Source organism: Trichococcus sp., assembly GCF_055118575.1.
Genome location: NZ_JBSQPW010000001.1, coordinates 98,248 through 120,375, shown reverse-complemented (window position 1 = coordinate 120,375; position 22,128 = coordinate 98,248). Strand labels below are relative to the sequence as shown.

The window sequence follows — 22,128 nt, the reverse complement described above, 5'->3', positions numbered from 1 at the left end:
ATACCAATTCATTATACTAGACATTTATGAGAATTTCCTTAAAATTATATAACGTGGTGTGTTATCATGGAAGGACAGTAAAAACTGAAATTTTGCTTCCCTACTTGAAAGGAGTTCCGCGCCACTTTGATAAGCATCGTTTTCCAACAGCTGCTGACCATGTTCACTATCATGTTCTTTGGTTTTATTCTGATCCGATCGAATGTCATCACCAGCGAAGGTACGCGTCAGATATCGACTATCCTTTCCTTGTTCGTGATGCCGGCGACCATGATCACCTCGTTTAATGCTGCATTTGATGCCCAACGTTTGAAGCTGTTGTTATGGGCGACATTGGCGGCTTTTCTGACAATTTCCGTCCGCGCATTCATTGTCCATTTCGTGTTGAAAAAAGAGGATCGTATCGATAAATATGCTACGATTTTCCCGAATGCCGGCTTTGTCGGCATCCCACTGGTACTCGCAACCGTGGGCTATGAGGGTGTTTTTTTCATGTCCGGCTATATCATGGCCAACAACGTCACCCAATGGACCTACGGCCAATACCTGATATCAGGCGATAAAAAAGCGATGACTTTGCGCCAGACCCTGCTCAATCCCGGAATGATCGGGGCTGCCATCGGTCTGTCCATCTACATCAGCCGGCTGCCGATCCCGGCTTTTCTTTGGAAATCCGTCGACAGCTTGGCCGCATTGAATACACCGCTGGCCATGATCATACTCGGCAGCTACATCGCCAACAGCAATTTTTCGGAATTGTTTGCTTTTCCGAAAGCATATTGGACAACTTTCCTGCGTTTGGTCGTCACCGCCAGCGTATCGATCGGAATCATTTATTTGTTGCCGATCGACAACTATATGGTTGAAATCGTCCTGACAATCGCTTCCTGCGCACCGGCCGCAACGAACACCGCCATTCTTGGCCGGTTGTTCGGCGGCGACTACGAATACGGCGCGCGGCTCGTGGTCCTGACCACTTTATTGTCTTTATTTACCATCCCGATCATCGTGCAATTTGCACAAATGCTGTTCGGATAATCATTTCAGAAAGAAGGTATGAGTATGGAAAAATTATTAGAAGGAATCGTCAATTTCAGGAGAGGGGATTTTGAATCTCATCGTGAGCTATTCAAAGATCTTAAAGCTTCGCAGAAACCTCATACCCTTTTCATATCCTGTTCCGATTCGCGTATCGATCCAAATATGATCACCGGAACGTTACCGGGGGAATTGTTCATCATCCGCAACATCGCCAACATCGTTCCGCCTTACCGGATGACTACCGAATACGTAGCAACGACATCCGCTATCGAGTATGCCGTACTGGCACTGGGCGTCGAGAACATCATCATTTGTGGTCATTCCAACTGCGGCGGCTGTGCTGCTTGCCTGCATCCGGAAGGCAAACTCGAGGAGTTGCCGCATACACGCAAATGGCTGGAACTGATCCATCCGGTGCGCGACCGCGTCCTGAACGACATTCCTGAATCCGAACCCGAAGCACGGGCTTGGATGATGGAGCAAGGCAATGTCGTGGAGCAGCTGAAGCATCTGATATCATTCCCTTACATAGCCGAAAAAATGAAAGCAGGCAAGCTGAAAATCAGCGGCTGGCATTACATCATTGAGACCGGTGAAGTTTTCATCTACGACCGCAAAAAAGGCGAATTTTTGATCGCCAACGGTTGATAATAATCGGATGAAAACTGTTACACACAAGCAGGAGGCTGGGGGTTTTTCCCCAGCCTCCTGCTTGTGTTTGTGCCCTGCATCCGAACATAGTATGCGAGTTCTCTCGACATTCGGGATCACCGTCCTGGGCCGAAGCCCGACAAAAGGATGATCTGTCGGGTGTTCTGCGCTTTTCGGTATCCGGAATGTCGACAAATGCATGATCTCTCGACATTCGCGATCTCCGTCCTGGGCCGAAGCCCGACAAAAGGATGATCTGTCGGGTTTTTTGCGCTTTTCGGTATCCTGAATGTCGACAAATGCGAGTTCTCTCGACATTCGGAATCACCGTCCTGGGCCGAAGCCCGACAAATGGTCTAAAAGTTCAGGTCTTCTTAATCGACACAACGAAAAAAGGACGCATCCCGCAATTGAATCCGGGATGCGTCCTTTTCATTTGTTTCATATTCCAGCCTACACGGAACGCACAGGCAGTGCTTTTTTGCCGACTGTTTTCCAGACGATTTGGGCCAACCAATAGTCGACCATGCTGTGGATGACGGTTCCGACGCCGACCAGCAGCATGACGGAAGAAATCAGGCCTTTATCGTAATACGCTTCTGTAAGGTTTCCTGCAAAGTAGAACAGGCTCACGACGATAACTTCGCAGCCAGCGTGCACTATGCCAAGCACCAAGCTGAAGAGCAATGATTTTTTGATATCGTACGCCATCTCCGGATGCTTTTGGATGTATTTCGCACCGAAATAAGAAAAGATCATGTGCGTTGCCGCACGCAGGACTACGACCAACGGAAAGCCGCCCAACATGAAGCCGACAGCAGTCCCAAAAGCAACCGCCACCGCGATGCCGGGTGAAAGGAACATAGCAATCATCGTAGCCACATGGCTAGCCAATGTGAAGGATGCCGGTTCCAGAATTATTTTCAAAGGAGAGATCATCGGTATCAAGATCCCTATCGCAATCAGTAGAGCAGCTATCGTGATGTGTTTCGTTTGTGTACGTGTATTCATTTCGCCAATCCCTCCAAAGATGTTTACAACTGTCTTGACAGTTGTAATATATTATATAATCTTTTCAGGAGTTGTCAAGCTTATTTTCATAGGTTTTCAGCCGGAATAGAGGATGCCCGCCTCCTGCAGTTCATTCTTGATGCGCAGGAATGTTTCTTCATCTTTGCAGGCGAGCGTGTGCAGATGTACGCCGCCCGTCAGCGAAGACAGCATTGCTGCTTCGTTTGATGCGATTTTTTTCATGAAGTCGATGACATCATGGCGCGATCGGATATGCAGTTCTCCAGTCAAAGTACCATAGACGGGATGCTCGACCTGGACATCCACGACCTCCCCGCCATTGTCCACGATGATGTTCAGTTCCGTCACTGTTTCGGCTCGCGTATGCTGGCAGGCAATTTTGCTTGTGAACAGACTTCCTTCGCCCTTGAATGCATTCGCGGAAAGATAGCCCCTTGGTGTTGCCAAAATTTCAATCCCTTTGGCCCGAATCAATGCGATATCGCCCACGATGACCTGACGGCTGACCGATAACAGTTCAGCCAGTTGGGTGGCATTCACCGGTTGATCGGTTGCTTCCAATAATTTGATGATTTCATTTCGTCTCTCTGCTGCTTTCACAAACTTCACCCTTCCGTTACGCGTTCTCCTCCTACATAGTACCCATTTTTGCCCCGGACTGCAAGAATCTGAAAAAAACAAAAAGCCAGCAACCCCCGCACGAAGCGGTCGTTGCTGGCTTTCCAGTCTTTTCTCGTAACAATGGCGTGCGTTGCTTACTTGTTTTCGGTCGCTGCTAGATAGCAGCCCAACAAGCGGAAGTAGACGCTGCTCCGATGGATGAAGCGCAAGGCTTCGTGGACGTTCTCATCGGCGATGTTACCTTCGAAATCCAGATACAACAGGTATTCCCATTTTTCACCTTCAACAGGGCGGGATTCGATTTTGATCAGATTGATGTGGTACCTTGCAAAATGGCGCAACAACTTGAACAGCGTCCCGGCTTGATTATCCAAAGAAAATACCACACTGACTTTGTTGCAACGCGGATTCGACTCGAGGTCCTTTCCGACGATAATGAAGCGGGTCGTGTTTTCGCTCTGATTCTGGATGCTCTCCGCCAAGATGGCTAGACCATGAATCTGTGCGGCCCTTCTGCTGGCGATGGCACCCTTGTGCGCATCGCCGGAATCCTTCACCATTTTGGCGCTGTCGGATGTGCTGTGGAAAGGGATCTGACGCCACTGCTCGTGGTCCTTGAAATAATCGGTGGACTGCTGGAAACCTTGCGGGTGCGAATAGACTTCCTCGATTTGACCCAAATCGGTCCCTTCCAGGCCGATCAGATGCTGCTCGATTTTGATGTATTGCTCGCCCACAATGGAAAGGCCATATTTGTACAACAGATCGAGAACTTGTGAAATCGCACCTGTGGAAGAGTTCTCTATAGGCAGAACGCCATAATCGATTTCCCCGTTCTGGATGCCAAGGAACAGCGATTCGAAAGTATGGTAGTTTTTCGGATCGCGGGGTGCTTCCTTGAAATAGGCCAACATCGCTTCCTCGCAGAAGGAGCCCGTTTCCCCGAAGTACCCGATTTGCGCCTGCGCTTTTGGATCGTGGATCGCAAAAATCTGCTCGTAATCGTTCGAAGCTGCCCGGACATCCTTCTGGACTTCTTTCGAAAGATCCATGACCGTATCCAGGAAATGATGGGTCTGCACCGCAAAATCATCACTCTTCAGATGGGTAAGATTCTGTTCGATGACAAGCTGCTCACGGCCTTCGTCAAAGATGGGCAAATCATGGGCCAGCTTGTAATTGCCGATGCCTTGGGAAATGTGCATCCGTTTCTCGAACAGGGCCACAAGCTCTTGGTCAAGGGCATCCAACTCTTTACGATAGTCTTCTAAATCCATCATACTCGCCTTCCACTCCGTTCTCAGTCGTATTTGTAGAATTTTGAATCCAACAGCTGATCCAGAATCGCAATTGCCGTCACGGCTTCCAATACAGGAATGGCACGCGGCACAATGATCGGATCGTGTCTGCCTTCAACCGATAGTTCCGCAGCTGTTTTGTCTTCGATATTGATGGTCTGCTGCAGTTTTGTGATGGAAGCTGGTGGCTTGATCGCCACTTTGTAGATGATCGGCATGCCGTCCGTGATGCCGCCCAAAATGCCGCCGTTATGGTTTGTGCGGGTCTTGATTTGATCGCCGTCATAATAATAGGAATCATTCGCTTCCGAACCAAGCATCTCTGCGATGCCGAAGCCGCTGCCGAATTCCAATCCCTTGATGGCAGGAACTGAGAAGAGAATGTGCGCCAGCACGGACTCGACGGAATCGAAGAACGGGTTGCCGACGCCTGCCGGGATGCCCAATACGCAGATTTCCGCGGTACCGCCGACGGAATCGCCGCTGGCTTTCGCTTCGCGGATCAGATTGCGCATTTCCTCTTCAAGCGACTCGTTCAATAAAGGCAGTTCTTTCCCGGCAAAGCCCTTCAGCATTTCTGGTGTGACTTCGGAATTAAGGAAGCTGTCGTCTTGGATTTTGGCAACGCTCTTGACATGGCCGCCGATGGTGATACCTTGTTTTTCAAGCAGTTGCTTCGCGATCGCACCCGCAAACACTAGCGGTGCCGTGATCCGGCCGGAAAAATGGCCGCTGCCGCGGTAATCGTTGAAGCCGTCGTAACGGACATAGCCGGGATAATCAGCCTGGCCGGGACGCATCAATTTTTTCATCTGGCTGTAATCTTTCGAACGCGTGTCGCTGTTGCGGATGATTGCCGCAAGCGGGCTGCCTGTCGTCATGTCGTTGAAGTAACCGCTCAGGATTTCAGGCTGATCTTTTTCTTTCCTCGGCGTCGTCAAAGCCCCTTGGCCTGGCGCTCTCCGTTTCATTTCCTCCAGAACTTTGTCCATATCGATCTGATGGCCTGGCGGCAAACCGTCGATGGTGACGCCGATTGCGGAACCATGTGATTCGCCGAAGATGGATACTTTTAATTTATTCCCAAATACACCACTCATTGTATTTTGCCTCCTATAGTTTTATAGTCTTCCCAAAAATTCGGATATGATTTTGAAACGCACTCGGCATCCGTGACCGTGATCGGCTGTTCGCAGACCGTCGCAGCGATCGCCAGCATCATGGCGATGCGATGATCCTTGTGGCTCCAGACTGTCTCCCCGCCCTTCAGCGATTTGACGCCGTGGATCACCAGTCCTTCCGGCAATTCTTCGATGTCGGCGCCCAGATTCTTCAGTTCGCTGGCCGTTGCTTGCAGCCGATCGCATTCTTTGATGCGCAGTCTGCCGGCATTGATGATTTCCGTTTTGCCTTCGCTCAGGCAAGCCGTCAACGCGACCACTGGAATGATGTCCGGGCATTGCGCCGCGTCGATCAGTGTGCCGTGCAGCCCGGCTGTTGCCGAGCCGATCAAACCGTTGCCCTGCTGTTCGAAAGTGACGCCCATCGCTTCCAAAATGGAAACGACGGCGCGGTCACCCTGAAGGGAATCCATCGAGAGATCATCCACCAACAGCTCGTTCCCCAATGCATCTGCACAAAGGAAGAAGGCCGCTTGGGAATAATCGCCTTCGACGCGGTAATCCGTCGCTTTGTAGGATTGCCCGCCCGAAATCCGGAAGAGTTGATGGCCTTCGTTTTCGATGGTGACACCGAAAGCGCTCATGACATCCAATGTCAAATCGATGTAGCCGATCGACTCAAGCGGTGTCGTGATCGTGATGACCGAGTCGCCGTCCAACAACGGCAAAGTGAACAAAAGGCCCGTGATGAATTGCGAGCTGACATTTCCAGGAAATGAGAAATGACCCGGTTTCAGGTTCCCGTCCACTACCAAATCAAGTTCGCCTTCAGTCGGTTTGTAGGAGATGCCTTGTTCTTCGAAAATATCGTAGAAGATCGTCAAAGGACGTTTGCCCAGATTCCCTCTGCCGATAAAGCGGCTCGCGCCTTGGAAAAGCGTCGAGATCGGTACGACAAAACGCAAGGTCGAACCGGATTCGTTACAATCGATCAGGTGCTCAGCAATCGTTGCGCTGTCATCGGCTTTTGCATCTGAAACGTATTGGCCAGCGCCCTTGATGGTCAAAGTGCTGCCATCCTGCTCGATGACCGCTCCGAATGCCTTCATGGCCTCCGTAGTTGCAATGATGTCATCCGAGAGAGCGATATTATCAATCTTGCAGATGCCGTCGGAAAGCGCCGCACAAATGACAGCACGGTGAGCCAAACTTTTTGAAGGCGGGACAGTCACTGTTCCCGATAGCTTATGTGGCTGTATCGTCAAATCCATTTTTATCCTCCTGTGTGTTGCTTCTATTTTGGTTCTTCGGTTTCTTCTATAGTATCGTTCTACATGTTCTCCAGATCGTCAAAGAAAGCGATGGTTTCATCTTGAACGTAACTGATGCCGACTTCCTTCAACAGAATGACTTTCAGATGATCGTCCAGGTTCTTCTTGTCCAAAGTCATGATTGCCAATAAGCTGTCCAAATCAATAGACTCCATGTGCAGTTCCGTAGGCAATCCTACTTGTTTCGCCATTGCTTCGATTGCAGTTGCCGTTCCCAGCTTGGTGAACCCTTTTTTCTCGGAAAGGCGCGTGATTGCGACCATCCCGATTGCCACCGCTTCGCCGTGCGAATATTTGGAATAATTGGTGTAGGTTTCCAATGCGTGCGCAATCGTGTGCCCAAAGTTCAGGAGCATCCGTTCGCCGGTGTCCTTCTCGTCCTCTTCCACGACTCTGCGCTTGATGTCGCAGCACGTGTATAGGATTCGTTCGATGTGCACCATCATTTCTTCGCGAGTATGCAGCGTCTCCAGGAAGCTGAAGAATGCTGCGTCCTTGATACAGCCATATTTGATGACTTCACCGAGTCCATCACGGAAATAGTGATCCGATAAGGTGTTCAGCATTTCCGGATCGATGAACACTTTCTTCGGTTGATTGAAAGCACCGACCAGATTTTTCCCTCTTGCCAGATCGACGCCGACCTTGCCGCCGATGCTGCTGTCCACTTGGGCCAACAAGGATGTCGGGATCTGAATGAAAGGCACGCCGCGCAGGAAGCTCGCGGCCGCAAAGCCCGCGAGGTCACCGATGACCCCGCCCCCTAAGGCGATGATCAGTTCACTCCGGTTCAGTTGAAAATCCAACAATTGGTCATAGATCTGAGGCAGCATCTGGAAATCTTTCGTCTGCTCACCAGGCGGTAAAGCAACCACTAGCGTTTCGTAACCCACAGCCTGCAGTCCTTCCTCCAATTGGGACCCATAATGCGCATTGACGTTATGGTCCGTGATGATGGCGATTTTTTTGCCGCTGTAGATGTTTTTGATTTCTTCCGGAAGACGGTGGCGCAAACCATTTTCGATCAGAATCGTATAGCTGTTTTTCCCGAGTCCCACATGTAATTCAGCCATTCTTTCACTCCTCATTAAGATCTCATTCAGATTTCGTTTTTCATAAAGAAAATGCTTCCTTTATTTTACCGCATCCAAATGCTTTCCTTCAATGGCAATCAATTGTTTTACGACAGCCATCAGCTCTTCGAACTCATTCGGGTCAAGGCACTGTTGGCCATCGCTCCATGCGTTCTCCGGATCGTGATGGATCTCAATCATCAGACCGTTCGCGCCGGACATGACTGCGGATTTGGACATGGATGGCACCAGGTAAGAAGAACCGCCGGCGTGGCTTGGATCGATGACGATCGGTAAATGGGATAATTTTTGGATGACCGGAACTGCTTGGATATCCAACGTGTTGCGGGTTTCCGTTTCGAATGTGCGGATGCCGCGTTCGCAAAGGATGACGTTTTCGTTCCCTTCGGACATGATGTATTCAGCAGACATCAACCATTCTTCGTAAGTTGCGGACAAACCGCGTTTCAACAGGACCGGTGTCTTTGTCTTGCCGACTTCCTTCAAAAGATCGAAATTCTGCATGTTGCGGGCGCCGATTTGGATCAGATCCACATCCGCCTCGAATTCATCGACGAATTTCGTCGACATTAGTTCCGTTACGATCGGCAAACCGGTCGCTTCCTTCGCCAATTTCAGCAAGCGCAAGCCTTCCAATTCCAAACCTTGGAAACTGTATGGGGATGTGCGTGGTTTGAAGGCTCCGCCGCGGAGGAAGTTGGCGCCTGCCGCTTTTGCGCGTTGCGCGATGCTGATGATCTGTTCTTCGCCTTCAACGGAACAAGGCCCAGCGATTACGCCAAAGTAGCCATTCCCGATGCGCTGGCCGTCGATTTCGACAACCGTATCGTCCGGATGGAATTTGCGGTTTGCCTTTTTGTAGGGCTCCTGAACCTTCAATACGCGTTCAACAAGGTGGTGTTGTTGGATGGTGTCCATCGATACTTTCGAAGTATCGCCCACCAAGCCCAAAATGGTCATTGTCTCGCCGATTACCGGGCTTACGATGACCCCTTTATCCGTTAAGCGTTTTGTCAATTCGTTGATTTCCTCTTGTTTGGCCGTTCTCTTCAAAATGATGATCATGTCTTGTTCCTCCTAGTTTGTTTTTGCTTTTAAAAAAATAAAAAACGGTACCCATGTGATATGAGCACCGCTTTAAGCTTCGTTATCCAAAAATGCCGTTGCCTGACGATCCGTCCTGCAAACTATTTTTCGCATCCTTTGATGTTTCTCATATTCGCTCTATGCAATTTTTTCCAAACAAAATATCCAGCGCTAAAATAGAAGCCCCAGAATGTAAAGTATGTAAAGTAAAAGTTTGTTTGTAAAAGATTGATAGCATGCGTGGAACCCATCGGATGACCTCTTTTCTTGTGCATCATTTAATCAGCTGAACTCATAATGAAAACGTCTGATTTCCATAATTATAACAAACACTCTAATCATTGCAAGAGTTTTTTAATTTTTTTTTAATTTAATCTGGGTATTGAAATTTAGATGGCGATAATCTACACTTTCCTAAAAGGAGTGAAACCTGATGCAATTTTTCGGATTATTCGGCGAACATTTGAGCCACAGTTATTCAGAAAGAATCCATTCGACTTTTTTCGATCTGATCGGAATGAATGCCGGTTATAAACATATTGAATTGTCCCCTGCCGAACTCGAAGCAGCAATCGAAGGGATCCGCGTGCTTCAGTTCGTTGGTGTCAACGTGACGATTCCCTACAAACAGACAGTGATGCCTTACTTGGATGAAATCACACCGGAAGCCTCACGCATCGGTGCAGTCAATACGATCAAGGTGAAAGACGGCAAGCTCTCTGGCGCAAATACCGATTATTACGGCTTCGGCACCATGTTGGCTTCGCACGGCATCACAATCGAAAACCGCACGGCAATGGTTTTGGGTTTCGGCGGTTCCGCAAAAGCGGTCGTTCTGTATTTATTGGACAATGGCATCACGAACGTAATCATCGTTTCACGAAAAAAAGGCGCGCTTACCGATATTCCGGATGACCCGCGCATCTCTTTGATGAGTTATGAGGAGATAGCGGACATCTCAGGCGATCTGATCATCAACACGACGCCGCTTGGTATGTTCCCCGACAACATTGGCCTCAGCGCGGTCCCAATCGAAGTGATCCGTCATTTCAGTGCGGCGGTGGATCTGATCTACAACCCGCAGGAAACGGAATTCCTGCGTCTGGCGGAAACAGCCGGCTTGAAGACGTGCAACGGATTGGAGATGTTGGTGCATCAGGCGATCAAATCGCAAGAAATCTGGCTGGAACGACCTTTCGAACTTGCACTGAACCAAGAAATCTACGACAAAATAACACACTAACGGGAATAGGTGAAGGATTTGGGAAAAAATATCATCCTGATTGGAATGCCTGGCGCAGGCAAGACGACTTTAGGCAAATTATTGAGCAATATAACTGGTTTCTGTTTCATCGATTCGGATGCCTACATTGAGGAGAAAACCGGCAAAAGCATCACCGACCTTTTCCAAACCGGAGAGGATCATTTCCGCGGCATCGAATCGGATGCCTATAAAGAAATTGCCAACTTTGAGGATACCATCGTCAGCACAGGTGGTGGTGTCGTCAAACGCAGCGACAACATCGTGGCTTTGAAAAAGAATGGGACAATCTATTACATCGACCGCGCAGTCGAAGACATCACGCATGACATCGAGGTTTCCCATCGCCCGCTCCTGAAGGACGGCCTGGAACGGATCTATGCGCTGAAGGCTGAACGCGAGACTCTCTACCAATCCGCTGCTGATTTCGTCGTCAAGAACGATAAGCCATTGGAAGAAATAGCCGCCGAAATCATCGCGCGCCACTATGGAGCAGGAAAGGAAGGCCCAACCCATGACAATCCTCAATAAGGATCTGAACATCACGATCGTCGGCCTGGGCGTCATCGGCGGATCCTTCGCGATGGCTCTTCACGATGCCGGCTACCGCAATCTTTACGGGATCGATATCGACCAGGCAACCCTTGATAAAGCTAAGTCGCAGGGGCTCATCAAGGAGGGCTATCAGGATGGGAAAGCTATCCTGCCGCAATCCGATTTGGTGATTTTTTCGCTCTATCCCCGTTTGGTGCACGATTTTATCGTCACCCATAAGCATTTTTTCAAGTCGGGGTCGATTCTGACGGATGCAACGGGTGTCAAAAAGTTCTTCATCGAAGACATTCTGTCGGTTTTGCCTGACTCGATTGACTTTGTCTTTGGTCATCCGATGGCCGGACGGGAGAAGAAAGGTATCGATTTCGCCAGCAGTTCCGTCTATAAAAATGCGAATTACATCCTGACTCCGCTCCCTTCCAACAAAGAGGAGAATCTTGCTTTCATGGAGGCTTTGATCATGGAAATGGGCTTCGGGCGGATCACGCGCATCTCTGCCGATTACCATGACGAAATGATCGCATTCACGAGTCAGTTGCCGCATGCGATTGCTGTCGCCTTGGTGAACAGCGATGTCGAAGGCCGGGAAACGGAGAAGTTCACCGGGGACAGTTACCGCGAGTTGACCCGGATCGCCAAAATCAATGAAGAGTTGTGGAGCGAACTTTTCCTGGAGAATAAGGAGAATTTACTGAAGAGCATCCAGACGTTCGAGGATCAGCTCGACCTGATCAAGGCAGCCATAAAGACCGACGACAGCGTTGCGTTAAAGCAACTTTTCATCAAGTCCACCAAGCGTCGGGAAAAATTCGATAGATAGGCAAGTTTTTTATTTTCGAATGCCACCAGAAAAAGGATGCCATCGGGTATCCTTTTTTTGGCGGCTTTAAAGCATCGACAAGTTGCGTATCCCGGAGAAGTCGACTAAAATGAGAGTAGCGGATATGTGCGCTTATTAACCGAAAGAAGGCTGAAAAACCATGCGTGAGACGCTGAAAAAATTCAGTTATGCTGTTGTGCTGTTCATCTTTGCGAGTTTCATCCTGATCACCGGATACGAATTTTTCCGTTTCGTCCAGACGAGAGGTACCGAAAAGCAAGCCGAGCATTTCCTGCGGCTTGTACAGGTCGGCTTCGGGCTGGTTGCCCTGCTTTTCCCTTCGCTCTTGCGGAAACATACGCGTATCCTATTGCCGCAAAGAATTACTTTTATCTATGCGGTGTTCCTCTATTTGGCGCTCCTGCTGGGGAGCCTTGGCGGGTTTTATGACACGGTTGCCGAATGGGATACTATCCAACATGCCCTGAGTTCCGCTTTGTTCGGGGTGCTCGGATTTTCCGTCATCGCCAATCTGCAGGAGGGCGGTGTCGAAAGGCTGAACCTGACACCGGTGTTGTCTTCGCTTTTTTCTTTCTGTCTGGCAACCACGATCGGTGTGCTCTGGGAATTTTATGAATTTTTCGCCGACAGTGTCATGGGACAGAATACGCAACGGACAGCCACAATCGATGGCGTTCCGCTGATTGGGCAGGCCGCTTTATTGGACACGATGGGTGACCTGATCGTGAACTGTACCGCAGCAGCAATCGTCGCTATCCTTGGCTACTTCGCCTTGAAGAGCAACGGCAATTGGCTTGACGCCTATCTCATCACCTTCGATACAGAACCTGAAAACAAGAAAACGGACAAGGGGTAAAAAATGATCACCATACGTAACCTTTCTACTGAGAATATCCTAACGGCGCTTGATTTGAGCGTTGACGATTGGCAGCGCAAATACGTCCGGCCGAACGCGGAAATGATTGCTTTGGCTTACGTTGAACCGGAGGCACTTTTCCCGATTGCGCTCTATGCCGACAATACGTTGGTCGGCTTGGCCTTCATCAGGAAGGCGCAAAAAGCTTCTGCGATGACCCTCGAACAAATCATGATCGGCCAGCCTTTCCAATCGAAAGGGTTCGGGGCAGAAAGCATCCGGGAGATTGCGAAATGGATCGCAATGCAGTTCGACTGCTCCCTTTTGCACGCATCCGTACAGATCGGCAACCAATGGGCCCGCGAGGCACTTGAAACAGCCGGTTTCATGAAGCGTGGCACCGATCTTGATACACGGGAAATCGAAATGATCTATATCATGAAATAAACATAATGGAGGACACAAAATGAAAGCTGGGCAATACGAAGCATACATCAAATGGCGCGACAGCATGGTCGATTTTTCCGAAGATCTCGGCGAGGATGAGGCTGCGCACACGCTCATCTGGGCCGCCGCCGATCCGGAAGCCCGCGATGATTTCAACCTGCTGTTGGCATCCATGACGCTGGACCAAGTCAGCTACCACGAAATGAAGCAGCTGGAGCTGCAATACGACAGCGAATTCATCTGATTTTTAAAGCATTTCCACATATATGCCGACAAAAAGGCAAGCATTCGGTTATTACACCGTTTGCTTGCCTTTTTTATGCGTATTTTCTTATCGTTTGATTGCGCCGGACTCGGAATTTTTGAAGTCTTCCACTTCTTCGGCGGAGAACTGGTTGCAGTCGCCGTGAATTGTGTGTTTCATGCTGGATGCGGCAATCGCGAAATCGACCGTATGCTCAGCTGTATATCCTGAAAGGATGCCATGCAGGATGCCTGCCGCATAAGCATCCCCACCGCCGACCCGGTCAACGATCGGTGTGATCGTATGCACGTTCGAGAAGGTCGTTTCCCCGTTGCGCCACATCGTCCCTTGCAGCACATTGTGGCTGGCGGAATGCACCTGACGGATTGTTGAGTAGAAGACATCGATGTTCGGATATTTTTCCGCCATCTGCTCATAATAATAGGTCACATCCTCCTGTTCGCTCGTATTTTCCGGAATCCCCATCAGATACAAAGCATCCAATTTGCCTGCAGACAGATAGTCGGTCAACGGCAAGATTTGCTGCAGGAAAACTCCACATTCGGCCTGCGTCCAAAGTTTCGCGCGGTAGTTGATGTCGAAACTGACTTTGATCCCGCGTCTTTTCGCTTCCCGCACCAATTCGACAGTCCATGCGGCCCAGTCTTTACTGAGCGCGGCAGTGACGCCTGAGATATGGAAAAGGTTCACATCCTCGAATAATTCATCGAAATCCCATTCCAAAGCCTCCATGCTGGAAAAACTCGAATAAGCCCGATCATACACGACGGATGCCGCCCGTTCGCCCACACCGCTTTCCAAATAATAGGTGCCGAGGCGTTCGCCGCCCTTTTTCAGCAAGGCTGTACAGATTCCGTAACTCTTCAGATGTTTGCGGACCGCAACACCCAACGGATTAGCCGGCACTTTGCTTGCGAAAGCCACTTCATGGCCAAAATTCGCCAGACTGATGCCGACGTTCGCTTCCCCGCCGCCATAATGCCCGGTGAAATTTGTGGAATAGGTCATCAATGTTCCTGGATCTGTAGATAGGCGCAACATGATTTCGCCCAATGTCAAAATTTTACTCATTTTTTCGCACGCTCCTAATTTTGTTTATGGACTTTCACTGAACGCGGTTACATTACTCTTTACAGAATGACGCAACCACCTGAAATGCGTTGTCAAAATCTTTTATTTCCAAATAGGAAATTTGGTTTTCTTTTAGGAAATACTTTGGTTTCATTATACGGTTTCCTCTTAGTTATTTCAACACCTATATGACCGAAATTCCATTTTATTGGCATTAGGATAGCGGACCGTCCCCTAATATTCTGAATTCAGCGGAGAATCGGAGCTCTGCTACTTTGGAAATTTTCTGCAATCTCAGGGATTCTCCTCTAAAACCTTGTTTGCGGGAATCTCGCTAACAAACGCGACCGGCAAACAAAAAAAAATACCCCAAACCGAAAAAAGCTGTCTCTTCAGAGACAGCTGCATCCTTCGCTAATCGTCAGCCGAACGTGTTCGTCCTACCCAATTCGGCCAACAGATTTTTTTTCGTTTCCAGCACTTTTTCGATGGTCTTCTTGCGTTCGAAACGGTACTTTGGTGTGCTGACGCTGAATGCGCCAATGATTTTGTTGTCGACCACGAGCGCCGCCCCGATGCAGATGACATCCAGATCATTCTCTTCGTCGTCGGTGGCAAACCCGGATGATCTGACTTTTTTGACTTCCTCTTTCAGAACAGCCCGATCCGTTATCGTGTTCGGAGTGTCCGCGACCAGCTCGACCCGGTCCAGATACGCCGTTAATTCTTCCTCGTTGAAGGCAGCGAGCATCGCTTTGCCCATCGCGGAGCTGTAGAGATGGTTGGTGTTGCCTATCCGGGAATTGATGTTGGCAATCGCTTTTTGCGTCTCCAACTTGTTGACATAAAGGACCTCATCCTTATCGAGAATACCCAAATGTACCGTTTCATCCAGCCCAGCCTGCAGATTCCGCAAGTATGGATCGGTTATTTTGATGATGTCCAGATTCGCCAGCCGGTTGTTCGCATAGCGGATCAGCGCGCTGCCCAAAGTAAACCGCTTCGTCTGCTCATCCTTTTCGACATACCCGATCAAGAGCAGCGTGTCCAAAATCTTCAGTGCTGTCGGACTGGACAACCCCGTGTTCGCTGCGATGGCGGCCAGACTCTGGGCTTCTTTGCTTTTCGATAAATGATCGATGATCTTTGCCGCTTTCAGCAGGACCGTACCGTAAGGTTTTTTCTCTTCTTCCATTTTTGACACCCCTCAACTGTTTCCTATTTAGAAACATTTTACTCCAGAATAAGCATTTCGTACAGAGACATTTCCAAATAAGCAACGCAAAAAAAGACGCTCTTTAGTAAAAGAGCGCCTTGCTGTCTTGATCAGTTGTTCGGTATTTCGTTCAGTTCTTCAACAAGCGTGACTTGCCAGCCTTCGCCGTCAACCCAATTTAGCTGGACGCGGGCAATTGTCTCTTTCTGGGTATCCGAAACTGTGGCGGTGACTTTCTGGTCGCCGGCATTGCCGATCCACCATTCGATCATGTTATCAGCGTTGATGCCGGTCGCGGCAGCGACAGCTTGCTTGATTTCAACGCGATCGGCTGAACCGTCGCTGTAATCCGTGATATCATGTTCCCCGGTTTGGGTAGTGCCGATCGGTTCCCAGTCGCCTGTATAAGCCTTTGTCACGTTCTCATCGGTTGACGGCACTTGCTCCGTCTCGATGCCGGTGTCTTCCTCTGATTCCTCCTCGGCACTGTCTTTCGCTTTTTCCGAAGACTCTTCGGCTGAAGCGCCCGTTTCGCTGGAGTCATCCGACTCGGTGATGATCATGTTCTCTGAATTTGTTTGATTACCGGCCGCTACGGATGGTTCTTCTTCATTCCCGTAAAAGATGTTGTAGAGCAGCACGAGCCCTAAAACTGCGGCGGCGATGATGCCCAAAACAACAAGCAGCGGGTTGGTGCGTTTATGATTTCGGTGTAAGTCTTGTCTGGTCGGTTTTTGATTGTTCTCGGACATGCGGTAGCCTCCTTCTGAATGATACAAGTCTAGCATATTTGCGAGACGGCTACGTTAAATCCAGTTTACAACTCTGTGTCACAGAAATACGCACACCGCATGCCCTGTCCTCGCAGACCCTACTCCGCAGAGTGTTTCTGAGCCTTCGAAGCCTTTATTCTGGACATAAGCCCGAAAAGGCTGTCCACAATGAAGATCGCCAACGCGATGGCGCCCGATATCTGCAGTGTCAGGACCAGATGCTGCTGCGCCTCCGCATATTCTTTGTTGATGAAGGCGTAGACCGACTGATAAACGCCTGCTCCGGGTACCAAGGCGATGAAGGCCGGGATGAAATAGATCGTCACCGGCGTCTTCAGAAAACGCGCGAAAAGGTGCGCAATCCAAGCGATGAACAGGCTGGCCAGAAAAGTGGCGCCGACGATGTCCAAAAAGGACAATCCGACAAGATAGACTCCCCAACCCAGAGATCCGGCCAAAGCGCCATAGCTCAACGTGCGCTTCGGTGCTTCCAAAGTGATGGCAATAAAATAAACAGCCACGAAAGCAACGACCATTTCCACCATAATGTTAGGCAAATTCATCGGATCACCTCCCCGCCGACGACCAAACCGGCACCAATGCCGATCGCAATGAATACGGCGATCACAAAGGCCTCCAATATTTTGGCCGCTCCCGACATATAATCCCCGCGGAAGGTGTCGCGGATGCCGTTCGTTAATATGGTTCCCGGCAGTAACGGCATGATGGCACTGATGATGATCGTATCCGGTTGGATCGGAAACGTCAATAACTCAAGCAAAAAGGCGGTCAAGACAGCGATCACAAAACTGGAAACCATGTTTTGGATGAACGGGCGGATTTTCCATTTAGCCGCAATGTGCAGGACAAAGGAGACCGCGGCGCTCACTGGGATCATCGCCAAAAAGTCATAGAAGGTACCGCCCATCAAAAAAATGAACAGCTGGATGAACCCGATCAGCGCAAAGCTCTTCTGGCGCCCGCTGTACTGGATTTCGTCGATGTTCTGCAGCGCATCGTAAGCCTCCTGGATGGTCAACCTGCCCTCGACAAAATTTCGGGAAACAGCATTGACGCGGGACACTCTGTTCAGATTCGTCGTGCGTTCCGTGATCCGTTTGACGACCGTGATCGCGTGCATATTCGGACTGTCGAGTGTGGCCACCAGCCCAGTCGTCAAGGCCAGCGCATCGGTCATCTGCAGTCCGGTTTTATTCAGGATGCGCGTCACCGTTTCCTCAACGCGGTAGGTTTCGGCATTGCTTTCCAGCATAATTTGACCGGCCAAAACAGCCGTATCCATGTATAATTCGAAGTCCATTTCTGGATTAGGTGTAACCGTCATCGAGCTCCCCCTTCCCTTTCAAAAACATAACAGTGAATCTTACATTTCCAGCAGCTGCATCAATTCTTCCTTCGTCAACGAGGTGACAGATTGGCCGCCAGCCTGGATGACCGAATCAATCATTTCGCGCTTCTGTTCCTGCAATTCGTTGATGCGTTCCTCAATCGTACCGGTCGCGATCAGGCGGATGACCTGAACGACCTTTTTCTGCCCGAAACGGTGCACGCGGTCGGTCGCCTGGCTTTCGACGGCCGGATTCCACCAAGAGTCGTAGAGGATGACAGTATCCCCGCCGGTCAAATTCAGGCCGGTGCCGCCAGCCTTCAAGGAAATCAGGAAAAGATCCTTCTCGCCTTCATTGAAACGGGTCGTCAGGGTCAGCCGATCCTGATTAGGCGTCTGCCCGTCAAGATAGAAGTAGGCCGCGCCGGCCGCGTCCAGTTTCTCGCGGATGATTGCCAGCATTTGCGTGAATTGGGAGAACAGGACGACCCGTTTGCCGTTCTCTTTGGCCTCCGCCAAATACTCCATCAGCCGTTCCAATTTACCGGAACCGCCTTGATAATCCGACAAAACCAGCGCAGGGTCGCAACAGATTTGGCGCAGGCGCGTCAAACCGGCCAATATCTTGATGCGATTTTCGTTCAGCGTATCCGCATCCACCATCTCTTTTGTTTCCTGACGCATCAACTGCAGCTGCGATAAGTACACGGTTTTCTGTTTTTCGGTCATTTCGATGTAGGCGATCGATTCGATCTTCGGCGGCAGATCCTTCAGCACATCCGCCTTCAGCCTGCGCAGGATGAACGGTTTGACTTTTTTGGCGATCTGAGCCGGTTCCATCTTTTTGAAATCCGTTCTCGTTCCGAAAAGGCCGGGCTGCGCGATGCTGAAGATGGTGTACAGCTCGGACAAGGCGTTTTCGATCGGAGTCCCGCTCAGGGCGATTTTGTTGTTGGCAATGAGCGCCGAAGCGGCTTTCGTCGTCTTCGCGGTGGCGTTCTTGACGCTTTGGGCTTCATCCAGGATGACGGTCCGGAATGCCAGCCCTTCATACAGATCCTCATCGCGTTGCAGCAGCGGATAGGAGCTGATCCAGACCGGAATGTTCTCAGCTTGCGCGGTTGCAATGCAGTCTCTTCTTTCGTTCTTGTTGCCGGTGATGAGCTGCGTCCGGATGCCAGGCGCGAACTGTTGGAATTCCTTCTGCCAATTGTAGAGCACGCTTGAAGGACAGATGACCAAATAGGGTTTGCCTTCGCCTGCACCGAGCGATCCGGCGATGAAGCTGATCACCTGCAGCGTCTTGCCCAAGCCCATATCGTCCGCAAGGATTCCCCCGAATCCGTAATGGTCGAGCCCCTTCAGCCATTTGTAGCCTGTTTCCTGGTAGGGACGCAACGTTGCCGTCACATCCGCAGGCAAGTCGAAGTCGATCTTTTCGGGTTTCTCCATCCGATTGATGAGCGTCATGAAATCCTCATCCTGATGGACGATTTCCGCATCGGTATCCACCCCGAAAGCTTTATAGAGCGGCAATGACATCTCTTTCTTCAGATCCTTTAAAGGCACGTCCAGCTGTACAACCGCATCGGTCAGTTCCTTGATTTCCTTTTGGCGCAGGTCGACGATTTTGCCGTTGGACAGGCGGTGATAGTTTTTGTTCTGCGCGATCTGGCGGACCATCTGTTTCAGGTCGTCCACATTGATGTCGTCGGTGCTGAAAGTCACATCCAAAAGCCGGGACTGGTTGTTGACTTCGATTGTGACTTTCGGCGGCCGGACCGGTTGGTAAAGCAATCTTTCGGCGGACGCGGTCAGGAATATCTCGCAGTATGGAGCGAGTTCTTCAAGGCCTTCGTACAAAAACGGCATGATGTCATCCAAATCCGTCAAGTAGATGGCTTCATCGATAGTGAAGGCGTCGTTGCCCGAGTCGATGAATTTCTGGAACAGAACCTTTTCGGCGATCCTGTCCCGGACGAGTGTGTCGGGCGAAAGCAACTTTTGGGCTTTGACTTCTTGGGTAACGTCTATTTTGGTTTCGCCATAGCGGAAATACAATTCCGTGAACAACTTCTCCATTTTCCAATCCAGATACAGTTCGGCCTTCAGAGGGAATTGCTGATAGTTTGCCCGAACGGAATCATCCAGCGTGATGGTCGCAATCTGCTGCAAAGCCGGCACAGCAATCGCCAGGAAATCACCGGCCGCTTCGGGCGGTATGTGCAGACCGTCATGATCGGACTGTCCAAGCGCATGGTAAAGGCTGAGCAGGCGCTCCTTCATGCTCGGCTGCAGAAAATAGAAGCGGTCGTCCACCATCAGGATGTCCGCCTCATCGAAGAAAAGACTATTCTTCGCCGGTTCGCTTGTTTCATCGAACAGCAGCCCCCCATTCGGCAGTTCGGAAATCGCGAAACGGATCGGCAACTTATCGAACTTCGTCAGCACGTGTTCCGGCAGGAGTTTCTGTCCGTTGGTCTGATAAGCATTTGTTTGGATAGTGACGAACGGCCGTTGCGCCAGCTTCTCCAGTAGCTCCTTCACTATGCTCGGTGGCAAGATAATTTCCTTACGCTCCTCGCTCGTCGGATAATGATGACTGGAAACAGAAGCGGAATCGATTACTTGTTTCAGCAGCAGAAAAATCGCGCGATCCTGCTGGGATAATATGTGTTTATCCGGGGAAAAACTGAATTTCTTTCCGAAAGGGAGCGGATCCCCTTTCAGGATATGATCGATGACCTGCTCGCAATCCTTCACCATGTAAAACTGACTGGAACCTACCCGCAATCGCATACTGTAGCGCGTTGCATAGCGGTAATCGACCATGGAAAGCGTATATTCCACCTGAATCGGTATCCGCTCGATCAGATCGTTTTCCTGAAGCAATTCGAACTGAAGCACATCCAACAGTCTTTTGGTTTGTTCGACATCGTATTTTTTCTTGGCGGGACTGTTGGGCTTCCTGCTCTGCGCCGCTGCACTGCTGAACGGTTTCACTTTTTCTTCTTTGTAACCCGATGAAGATTTGAGTATCGCAAACAAAAATGCGACAACGTGTTTGCATGGCCCCTCGTAGTTTTGGAAAGCCGGGCAAGAGCAATAATAATCATCCAAGTCCCCGTCATCATCCAAATAGACTTCGACTTCGTATTTTTTCGTCCCCTTTATGTCAGCTATGAAAACGGTGTGCGCAGAGTCCGATCTGAATTTTTTCAATGCCCCGCTCTCATACAACTGCTTTCCTTTCATATAGGTCACATCGCTGTATGTCATATCATAAATATCCTGTAGGTCAAACTCAACTTCGTACATTTTCAGCCACACCCTCACATATATAGTCTCTGTTATTTTACCATATAGCAAGGTGCAGGATACCACAAAATTGGCGCCGGCTTTATCGGAAACCGATCTGAATGTGTTCGAGGATGATGGATAACTCCGAAGAATTCATCATCCACTGCACTACCCAATAAAAAATCAAATCACAAAAATGACGTCACTTTTTGTTGACAACGCCCCTAATGTGACATACTATATAAACATTAAAACATCACATTAAGGATGGAGGTGAGGAAATGGAACTCTCAGACAGGCAAAAACAGATCATCGAAATCGTCAAGAAACAGCAGCCGATTTCCGGTGAAAAGATTGCCTCTATACTGGGCTTTGCCCGTGCGACGCTGCGCCCCGATTTTTCGTTGCTTACGATGAGCGGTATACTGCTAGCCAAACCAAAAGTTGGTTATCTCATCAACGAGGAGCACACCAATTCCGTTTTGGTCGAACAGATCGCCAAACAAAAAGTCGAGAAAGTAATGGCCATCTCGGTCAACCTTACAAAAGAAACGAGTATACAGGATGCCATCATCCAGCTTTTCCTGGAGGATTGCGGTTCCCTTTATGTCACCGACAACCGGGAAATACTGGGGATCGTATCCCGCAAGGATCTACTCAAAAGCGCGTTGGGAGACTCCGATCTGAATGCTATCCCGGTCGGAATGGTCATGACGAAGATGCCGAATCTGCACACTGTTTTCAGCGATACGCTCGTTGTCGATGCCACGAAGTTGCTCATCACCCATCGCGTCGACAGTTTGCCGGTGCTTTCCCGCTCCGTGTATGAAGAGACCGGCAAAAAAGAGGTCATCGGAAAATTTTCGAAATCGACCGCCAGCAGATTGCTGCTTGATATATTCAACAAAGACCTATAGGAG

At 49.8% G+C, this 22,128-nt stretch carries 22 protein-coding genes; 9 read left to right on the top strand and 13 right to left on the bottom strand.

The window, feature by feature from the left end:
* Window positions 1-126 precede the first annotated feature (126 nt).
* The gene (locus ACTCCX_RS00520; protein ID WP_463274234.1) at window positions 127-1,038 is read left to right on the top strand and encodes an AEC family transporter; all 912 of its coding nucleotides are present in this window, start codon (window positions 127-129) and stop codon (window positions 1,036-1,038) included.
* Between the two features lie 24 nt (window positions 1,039-1,062).
* Complete coding sequence (locus tag ACTCCX_RS00515) at window positions 1,063-1,689, top strand: carbonic anhydrase (protein ID WP_463274233.1); 627 nt, start codon at window positions 1,063-1,065, stop codon at window positions 1,687-1,689.
* 456 nt (window positions 1,690-2,145) lie between these two features.
* Here the strand turns inward: ACTCCX_RS00515 and ACTCCX_RS00510 are convergent, their stop codons facing one another.
* The 7 genes from ACTCCX_RS00510 to aroF form a co-directional block, all read right to left on the bottom strand.
* Window positions 2,146-2,703 (bottom strand): hypothetical protein, encoded by a 558-nt coding sequence (locus ACTCCX_RS00510; RefSeq protein WP_463274232.1) that lies wholly within the window; start codon window positions 2,701-2,703, stop codon window positions 2,146-2,148.
* Window positions 2,704-2,799: 96 nt separating this feature from the next.
* On the bottom strand, window positions 2,800-3,324 hold the full coding sequence (locus tag ACTCCX_RS00505; RefSeq protein ID WP_463274231.1) for a 3H domain-containing protein: 525 nt from the start codon (window positions 3,322-3,324) through the stop codon (window positions 2,800-2,802).
* A gap of 155 nt (window positions 3,325-3,479) precedes the next feature.
* Window positions 3,480-4,625 carry a prephenate dehydratase gene (gene pheA, locus ACTCCX_RS00500; RefSeq protein ID WP_463274230.1) on the bottom strand — a complete coding sequence of 382 codons (1,146 nt, stop codon included), beginning with the start codon at window positions 4,623-4,625 and terminating at the stop codon, window positions 3,480-3,482.
* A 20-nt stretch (window positions 4,626-4,645) separates the two neighbouring features.
* The gene (gene aroC / locus ACTCCX_RS00495; protein WP_463274229.1) at window positions 4,646-5,743 is read right to left on the bottom strand and encodes a chorismate synthase; all 1,098 of its coding nucleotides are present in this window, start codon (window positions 5,741-5,743) and stop codon (window positions 4,646-4,648) included.
* A complete protein-coding gene (gene aroA, locus ACTCCX_RS00490; protein ID WP_463274228.1) occupies window positions 5,740-7,035 on the bottom strand; it encodes a 3-phosphoshikimate 1-carboxyvinyltransferase in 1,296 nt (431 codons plus the stop codon). Before aroA ends, aroC begins: the two co-directional genes overlap by 4 nt.
* A gap of 59 nt (window positions 7,036-7,094) precedes the next feature.
* Window positions 7,095-8,168, bottom strand: coding sequence for a 3-dehydroquinate synthase (gene aroB, locus ACTCCX_RS00485; RefSeq protein WP_463274227.1), 1,074 nt, complete (start codon window positions 8,166-8,168; stop codon window positions 7,095-7,097).
* 60 nt (window positions 8,169-8,228) lie between these two features.
* The gene (gene aroF / locus ACTCCX_RS00480; RefSeq protein WP_463274226.1) at window positions 8,229-9,254 is read right to left on the bottom strand and encodes a 3-deoxy-7-phosphoheptulonate synthase; all 1,026 of its coding nucleotides are present in this window, start codon (window positions 9,252-9,254) and stop codon (window positions 8,229-8,231) included.
* A gap of 454 nt (window positions 9,255-9,708) precedes the next feature.
* Between aroF and aroE the strand changes: the two genes are divergently transcribed.
* The 6 genes from aroE to ACTCCX_RS00450 all read left to right on the top strand — a co-directional run bounded on the left by aroE (window position 9,709) and on the right by ACTCCX_RS00450 (window position 13,479).
* Window positions 9,709-10,518: a shikimate dehydrogenase gene (gene aroE, locus ACTCCX_RS00475; protein ID WP_463274225.1), complete on the top strand. Its 810-nt coding sequence runs from the start codon at window positions 9,709-9,711 to the stop codon at window positions 10,516-10,518.
* Window positions 10,519-10,536: 18 nt separating this feature from the next.
* Complete coding sequence (locus ACTCCX_RS00470) at window positions 10,537-11,067, top strand: shikimate kinase (protein WP_463274224.1); 531 nt, start codon at window positions 10,537-10,539, stop codon at window positions 11,065-11,067.
* Window positions 11,051-11,911 (top strand): prephenate dehydrogenase, encoded by an 861-nt coding sequence (locus ACTCCX_RS00465; RefSeq protein ID WP_463274223.1) that lies wholly within the window; start codon window positions 11,051-11,053, stop codon window positions 11,909-11,911. The genes ACTCCX_RS00470 and ACTCCX_RS00465 overlap by 17 nt, the downstream gene beginning before the upstream one ends.
* A 160-nt stretch (window positions 11,912-12,071) precedes the next feature.
* On the top strand, window positions 12,072-12,788 hold the full coding sequence (locus tag ACTCCX_RS00460; protein WP_463274222.1) for a hypothetical protein: 717 nt from the start codon (window positions 12,072-12,074) through the stop codon (window positions 12,786-12,788).
* A gap of 3 nt (window positions 12,789-12,791) precedes the next feature.
* Window positions 12,792-13,235 carry a GNAT family N-acetyltransferase gene (locus tag ACTCCX_RS00455; RefSeq protein WP_463274221.1) on the top strand — a complete coding sequence of 148 codons (444 nt, stop codon included), beginning with the start codon at window positions 12,792-12,794 and terminating at the stop codon, window positions 13,233-13,235.
* Between the two features lie 19 nt (window positions 13,236-13,254).
* A complete protein-coding gene (locus tag ACTCCX_RS00450) occupies window positions 13,255-13,479 on the top strand; it encodes a hypothetical protein (protein WP_463274220.1) in 225 nt (74 codons plus the stop codon).
* 87 nt (window positions 13,480-13,566) lie between these two features.
* Here ACTCCX_RS00450 and ACTCCX_RS00445 read toward each other — a convergent pair whose 3' ends face one another.
* The 6 genes from ACTCCX_RS00445 to ACTCCX_RS00420 form a co-directional block, all read right to left on the bottom strand.
* A complete protein-coding gene (locus ACTCCX_RS00445) occupies window positions 13,567-14,571 on the bottom strand; it encodes a PfkB family carbohydrate kinase (RefSeq protein WP_463274219.1) in 1,005 nt (334 codons plus the stop codon).
* A gap of 421 nt (window positions 14,572-14,992) precedes the next feature.
* On the bottom strand, window positions 14,993-15,766 hold the full coding sequence (locus ACTCCX_RS00440; RefSeq protein WP_463274218.1) for an IclR family transcriptional regulator: 774 nt from the start codon (window positions 15,764-15,766) through the stop codon (window positions 14,993-14,995).
* Between the two features lie 131 nt (window positions 15,767-15,897).
* Window positions 15,898-16,539: a YrrS family protein gene (locus tag ACTCCX_RS00435; protein WP_463274217.1), complete on the bottom strand. Its 642-nt coding sequence runs from the start codon at window positions 16,537-16,539 to the stop codon at window positions 15,898-15,900.
* Between the two features lie 119 nt (window positions 16,540-16,658).
* Window positions 16,659-17,123 carry a threonine/serine exporter family protein gene (locus tag ACTCCX_RS00430; RefSeq protein ID WP_463274216.1) on the bottom strand — a complete coding sequence of 155 codons (465 nt, stop codon included), beginning with the start codon at window positions 17,121-17,123 and terminating at the stop codon, window positions 16,659-16,661.
* Complete coding sequence (locus tag ACTCCX_RS00425) at window positions 17,120-17,905, bottom strand: threonine/serine exporter family protein (RefSeq protein WP_463274215.1); 786 nt, start codon at window positions 17,903-17,905, stop codon at window positions 17,120-17,122. The genes ACTCCX_RS00430 and ACTCCX_RS00425 overlap by 4 nt, the downstream gene beginning before the upstream one ends.
* Before the next feature lie 39 nt (window positions 17,906-17,944).
* A complete protein-coding gene (locus ACTCCX_RS00420) occupies window positions 17,945-21,226 on the bottom strand; it encodes a DEAD/DEAH box helicase (protein WP_463274214.1) in 3,282 nt (1,093 codons plus the stop codon).
* Between the two features lie 263 nt (window positions 21,227-21,489).
* Between ACTCCX_RS00420 and ACTCCX_RS00415 the strand changes: the two genes are divergently transcribed.
* Window positions 21,490-22,125 (top strand): helix-turn-helix transcriptional regulator, encoded by a 636-nt coding sequence (locus tag ACTCCX_RS00415; RefSeq protein WP_463274213.1) that lies wholly within the window; start codon window positions 21,490-21,492, stop codon window positions 22,123-22,125.
* Window positions 22,126-22,128 lie beyond the last annotated feature (3 nt).